At 35.5% G+C, this 4,966-nt stretch carries 7 protein-coding genes and 1 other annotated feature; all 7 genes read left to right on the forward strand.

Going from position 1 to position 4,966, the window contains the following annotated elements; genetic code table 11:
* The first annotated feature begins 124 nt into the window (after nt 1-124).
* Nucleotides 125-196, forward strand: a sequence feature (ribosomal protein L21 leader region).
* A gap of 29 nt (nt 197-225) precedes the next feature.
* Nucleotides 226-528, forward strand: a complete 303-nt coding sequence (gene rplU / locus Q3907_RS10345) for a 50S ribosomal protein L21 (protein WP_003864193.1) — start codon at nt 226-228, stop codon at nt 526-528.
* 2 nt (nt 529-530) lie between these two features.
* Complete coding sequence (locus Q3907_RS10350) at nt 531-845, forward strand: ribosomal-processing cysteine protease Prp (RefSeq protein ID WP_301898215.1); 315 nt, start codon at nt 531-533, stop codon at nt 843-845.
* Nucleotides 846-848: 3 nt separating this feature from the next.
* Nucleotides 849-1,133, forward strand: a complete 285-nt coding sequence (gene rpmA, locus Q3907_RS10355) for a 50S ribosomal protein L27 (RefSeq protein ID WP_003864191.1) — start codon at nt 849-851, stop codon at nt 1,131-1,133.
* Nucleotides 1,134-1,197: 64 nt separating this feature from the next.
* On the forward strand, nt 1,198-2,478 hold the full coding sequence (gene obgE / locus Q3907_RS10360; RefSeq protein ID WP_295562318.1) for a GTPase ObgE: 1,281 nt from the start codon (nt 1,198-1,200) through the stop codon (nt 2,476-2,478).
* 60 nt (nt 2,479-2,538) lie between these two features.
* Nucleotides 2,539-3,288: an exodeoxyribonuclease III gene (locus Q3907_RS10365; protein WP_295643530.1), complete on the forward strand. Its 750-nt coding sequence runs from the start codon at nt 2,539-2,541 to the stop codon at nt 3,286-3,288.
* A gap of 1 nt (nt 3,289) precedes the next feature.
* Entirely contained in the window at nt 3,290-3,868 is a 579-nt protein-coding gene (gene ruvA, locus Q3907_RS10370) for a Holliday junction branch migration protein RuvA (RefSeq protein ID WP_301898216.1), read from the forward strand.
* A gap of 5 nt (nt 3,869-3,873) precedes the next feature.
* Complete coding sequence (gene ruvB / locus Q3907_RS10375) at nt 3,874-4,884, forward strand: Holliday junction branch migration DNA helicase RuvB (RefSeq protein ID WP_295562323.1); 1,011 nt, start codon at nt 3,874-3,876, stop codon at nt 4,882-4,884.
* The last annotated feature ends 82 nt before the right edge of the window (nt 4,885-4,966 follow it).

The raw sequence follows: 4,966 nt of genomic DNA on the forward strand, positions 1-4,966 counted from the left end.
TTTAGTGTAAAGGTTATCGCAACCTAAAGGTGGGAATAAATTTTTCTTTTGACCTAAAAAATAGAATTTTAACTTGACGTATTGCTTTATATCCTTTAAAATATCAATGTTGCAAACTCCGTGTATGGACTTGCAACCGCCCAGAAAAGGTTTTAAGTTGTTAATTCACACCTTGATGGCGAGTATCAAGCTAAATGTGAAATAGAATGAATAGGAGGTGCACACATGTACGCAATTATCGAAACTGGTGGAAAACAGATCCGTGTTGAAAAGGATGCTGTTATCTTCGTTGAAAAATTAGAAGCTAACGAAGGAGACACTGTTACATTTGACAAAGTATTATACGCTGATGGAAAATTTGGTAAACCATTCGTAGAAGGTGCAAAGGTAACAGGTGTTGTTGAAAAACAAGGCAAAGGAAAGAAAATCACAATCGTGAAATACAAAGCTAAAAAATCTTCAACACGTCGTAAACAAGGACACCGTCAACCTTACACTCGTGTAAAAATTGAAGCTATTGAAGCTTAATTATGATTAAAATTAAAATTGCTCGAGATAAGAATGGGATATCATTGATCTCGATGCATGGACATGCTGAATATGATCAGTATGGAAAAGATATCGTCTGTTCTGCTGCCAGTACCATTATTATTGGTGGTATCAACGCAATCGCACAGCTTGGCTATTTAAGTTTCATTTCTTATAAAGTAGATGCAGGGGATGTTGAATTAGAAATAAAAAATACTAAATGTGCTGAACTACAAATCATATTAAATACGCTATTGGTTCAGTTTCAAAGTATTGAAGAGAGTTATCCTAAATACATACAAGTACAGGAGGTGTAAAAAATGTTATTAAAATTAGACTTACAGTTGTTCGCTTCTAAAAAGGGAGTTGGTTCTACAAAGAACGGTCGTGATTCTCACTCAAAACGTTTAGGAGCTAAATTAGCTGATGGACAATCTTGTCACGCTGGAAGCATTATTTATCGTCAACGTGGAACAAAAATTCATCCAGGAACTAACGTAGGACGTGGTGCTGATGATACATTGTTCGCATTAGTTAACGGTGTTGTTAAATACGAACGTCTTGGTAAAGATAAAAAGAAAGTTTCTGTTTATCCACAAGCTTAACAAGTGTGAAATTTAAGATCCCGTTGCTGGGATCTTTTTTAATGAAAAAGAAAGGAGGGTATATATGTTTGTAGATCAAGTCAAAGTTCATATAAAAGCAGGTAAAGGCGGAGATGGTTTAGTAAGTTTTCGCCATGAAAAATATGTTGCCTATGGTGGACCTTTTGGAGGTGACGGAGGTAATGGAGGAGATGTCATTTTTGAAGCAGATCCAGGTATGACCACTCTATTAGATTTGCGTTATCATCGTAAAATTATCGCAACTCCAGGTGAAAAAGGTAAGAACAAAAAAATGCACGGAGCCAATGGGGAACATAAAGTTGTTAAAGTTCCATTAGGAACGATTGTAAAGAGAAGTGATAATAATCAAGTACTTGCCGATTTGACAAAACCACACCAACGCCAAGTTGTAGCTCATGGAGGTCGTGGAGGTCGTGGTAACTGGCACTTTAGATCAAGTCATAATACAGCACCTAAATATGCTGAACAAGGTGTATTAGGAGAAGAATTTGATTGTATTGTAGAACTTAGAGTACTAGCTGATGTAGGATTGGTAGGATTTCCTAGTGTTGGAAAATCAACATTCCTAGATGCCGTTAGTAAAGCGCGCCCTGAAATTGGAGACTATCCATTTACGACAATCACACCAAATGTTGGAGTTGTTCAAACGGGTGATGGAAGAAGCTTTGTGCTAGCCGATTTACCAGGGCTTATTGAAGGAGCAAGCGATGGTAAAGGCTTGGGTCACCAGTTCTTGCGTCATATTGAAAGATGTCGTGTTATTATTCATGTGATTGATATGGGTGCAGAGGATGGCAGAGATCCACTAAAGGATTATGAAGTTATTAATAATGAATTGAAATCTTATCAGATTCGTTTATTAGAAAGACCTCAAATTGTTGTTGCCAATAAGATGGATATGGAAAATGCCGAAGAAAATGTTCGCCGTTTTAAAGAAAAATATCCAGATATTCCAGTGTATGAAACAACAACCATTATTCATGAAGGTTTAGATCCAGTACTAAGAAAAGCAGCAGATCTTCTTGCGACAACACCAGCATTTCCGATTACCGAAGATACGGGAGAAACAGGTGTTATGTATACGTTTGAAGAGAAGAAGAAAGACATCATTATTGAAAAAGAAGATGATGGTGTATGGAATGTTTCGGGTCCTAGACTTGAACGTGTATTTGACATCAATAAGTTGAATACGGAAGAAGACTTCTATCTATTTGCCAATAAGATGCGTTATCTTGGAATTGATACAGCTTTAAGAGAAGCTGGATGTCAAGATGGAGATACAGTACGTTTATTAGGCTTTGAATTTGAATTTATTGAAAACTAAGGTTACACATTGTGTAGCCTTTTCTTTTGGTGTGGTATAATGCTTCTGAGGTGTTTTTTTATGAAATGTATTTCGTGGAACGTAAACGGGATTCGTGCCGTTTTAAAGAAGGATTTTGTGGAAATTCTTTATGCGTTGGATGCAGACATTTTCTGTATTCAAGAAACTAAGGCACAGCCCGATCAAATTGAAGTGGATTGTGAATTATATCCTTATCAATATATAAATAGTGCACAAAGAAAAGGCTATAGTGGAACAATGATTTTCTGTAAAAAAGAACCGATTTCAATTCGATATGGAATGGGTGTCGAAGAACATGATACAGAAGGAAGAGTGATTACTTTGGAGTATCCTGAATATTATGTTGTGACTGTTTATACACCAAATTCAGGCGATGGACTAAAAAGATTAGATTATCGTATGGAATGGGATAAAGTTTTTAGTACTTATTTAAAATCACTAGATAAACCCGTTATGGCTTGTGGCGATTTTAATGTGGCGAATGAAGAAATTGATATAAAAAATCCAAAGACAAATCATAAAAATGCGGGTTTTACAGATGAAGAAAGAGATAGCTTTAAGGAAAATCTGTTAACTGAATTTATCGATAGTTATCGAACTTTATACCCTGAAAAAGTGGAATATTCTTGGTGGAGCTATCGCTTTAAAGCTCGCGAAAAGAATGCGGGATGGAGAATTGATTATTGGCTAGTATCGCCGGAATTAAAGGATAAAATTGTGGATGCGAAGATTTTAACGGATGTATATGGTTCAGATCATTGTCCTGTAGAATTAGATATTGAGGTGTAATATGATTGCGTTTGTGAATGGTGTTGTAAGAATTATTCGAAGTGATCGTGTTGTACTTGATGTACATGGTGTAGGCTTTGAAGTATATTTGGCCAATGCATTAAGTCAAAAAATGAATGAGGAATTATTTTTGTATACATATCAACATGTTCGTGAAGATGCGATATTATTGTTTGGCTTTATCAAGGAAGAGGACTATGAAGTTTTTATGCGTTTGATCAATGTTAAAGGTATTGGTCCAAAAACAGCGCAAACGATGTTATCTGTATGTCCTGGAAAAGATATGATTGAAGCGATTGAAAATGATGATATCAAAAAGCTTAAGTCTTTACCTGGTATTGGTGCAAAAACGGCAGGACAGATCGTTCTAGATTTAAAAGGAAAGTTTGTATCTTTGGAAACAAACGATGGTGTAGCGTCAAGTCCAGTTTGGAGCCAAGTTCAGGATGCTTTAGTTTCGCTTGGATATAAGACAAATCAATTAACTAAAATCAAAAAAGAATTAGAAAATACAGAATTAGGAGAAGATGAAATGCTAAGACAAGCATTGATTTTACTCGCGAAAAGAAATGGAGTATAAGATAGATGCCAAGAGAAGTGGATGGAAATTTACAGGAATCCGATAGTTTTGAAAAGACTTTGCGTCCTCAAAGTCTAAGTGAATATATTGGACAATCTGAATTAAAAGAAAATCTAGATGTATTTATCAATGCGGCAAGATCAAGAAATGAAGCTTTAGATCATGTATTATTCTATGGTCCTCCTGGCCTTGGAAAGACAACTTTAGCCTATATTCTTGCCAATGAAATGCATGGAAATTTAAAAACTGCAAGTGGTCCTTCTATTGAAAAGAGTGGAGATTTAGCGGCTATTTTGACGACACTAGAACCAGGTGATGTTCTATTTATAGACGAGATTCATCGTTTGCCAAAACAGGTAGAAGAAGTATTGTATCCAGCAATGGAAGATTATTGTCTAGATATTGTAGTTGGTAAAGATTCAGCTACCGTACATAATATTCGTATCAATTTACCGCCTTTTACGCTTGTTGGAGCGACAACAAGAGCTGGAGATTTAAGTGCACCTTTACGAGATCGTTTTGGGATTATTTCACAGCTTGAATATTACAACTTAGCAGATTTAGAAAAAATCGTATATCGTACAAGTTGTGTAATGGATACAAAAATTGATAAAAATGCAGTTGCGGAGATTGCTTTAAGATCACGTGGTACTCCACGTATAGCGAATCGATTATTTAGGCGTGTACGTGATTTTGCACAAGTCTATAATGATGGTGTGATATCAAGTGAAATTGCTAAAACAGCATTAGATCGATTACGTGTGGATCATTTAGGATTGGATGCGGTCGATCATAAGTATTTAAAAGGAATCATTGAAAGATTTAAAGGAGGTCCCGTGGGACTTGAAGCTATCGCATCAAGTATTGGTGAAGAACCAATGACTCTTGAAGATGTATATGAACCTTATTTGTTGCAAATTGGTTTTATTAATCGTACACCTAGAGGAAGAATAGTTACTCCAAAAGCGTATGAACATCTTCAAATACCTTATCAAAAAGAATTGTTCACAGATTAATAGTCTGTGAACATTTTTAATATATGTTATAATACATTAGAAAATTAATACATCAATGTTGATAAAAAACACCAATCGAAGC

This window comes from uncultured Holdemanella sp. (assembly GCF_958348295.1).
Taxonomy (GTDB): domain Bacteria; phylum Bacillota_I; class Bacilli_A; order Erysipelotrichales; family Erysipelotrichaceae; genus Holdemanella.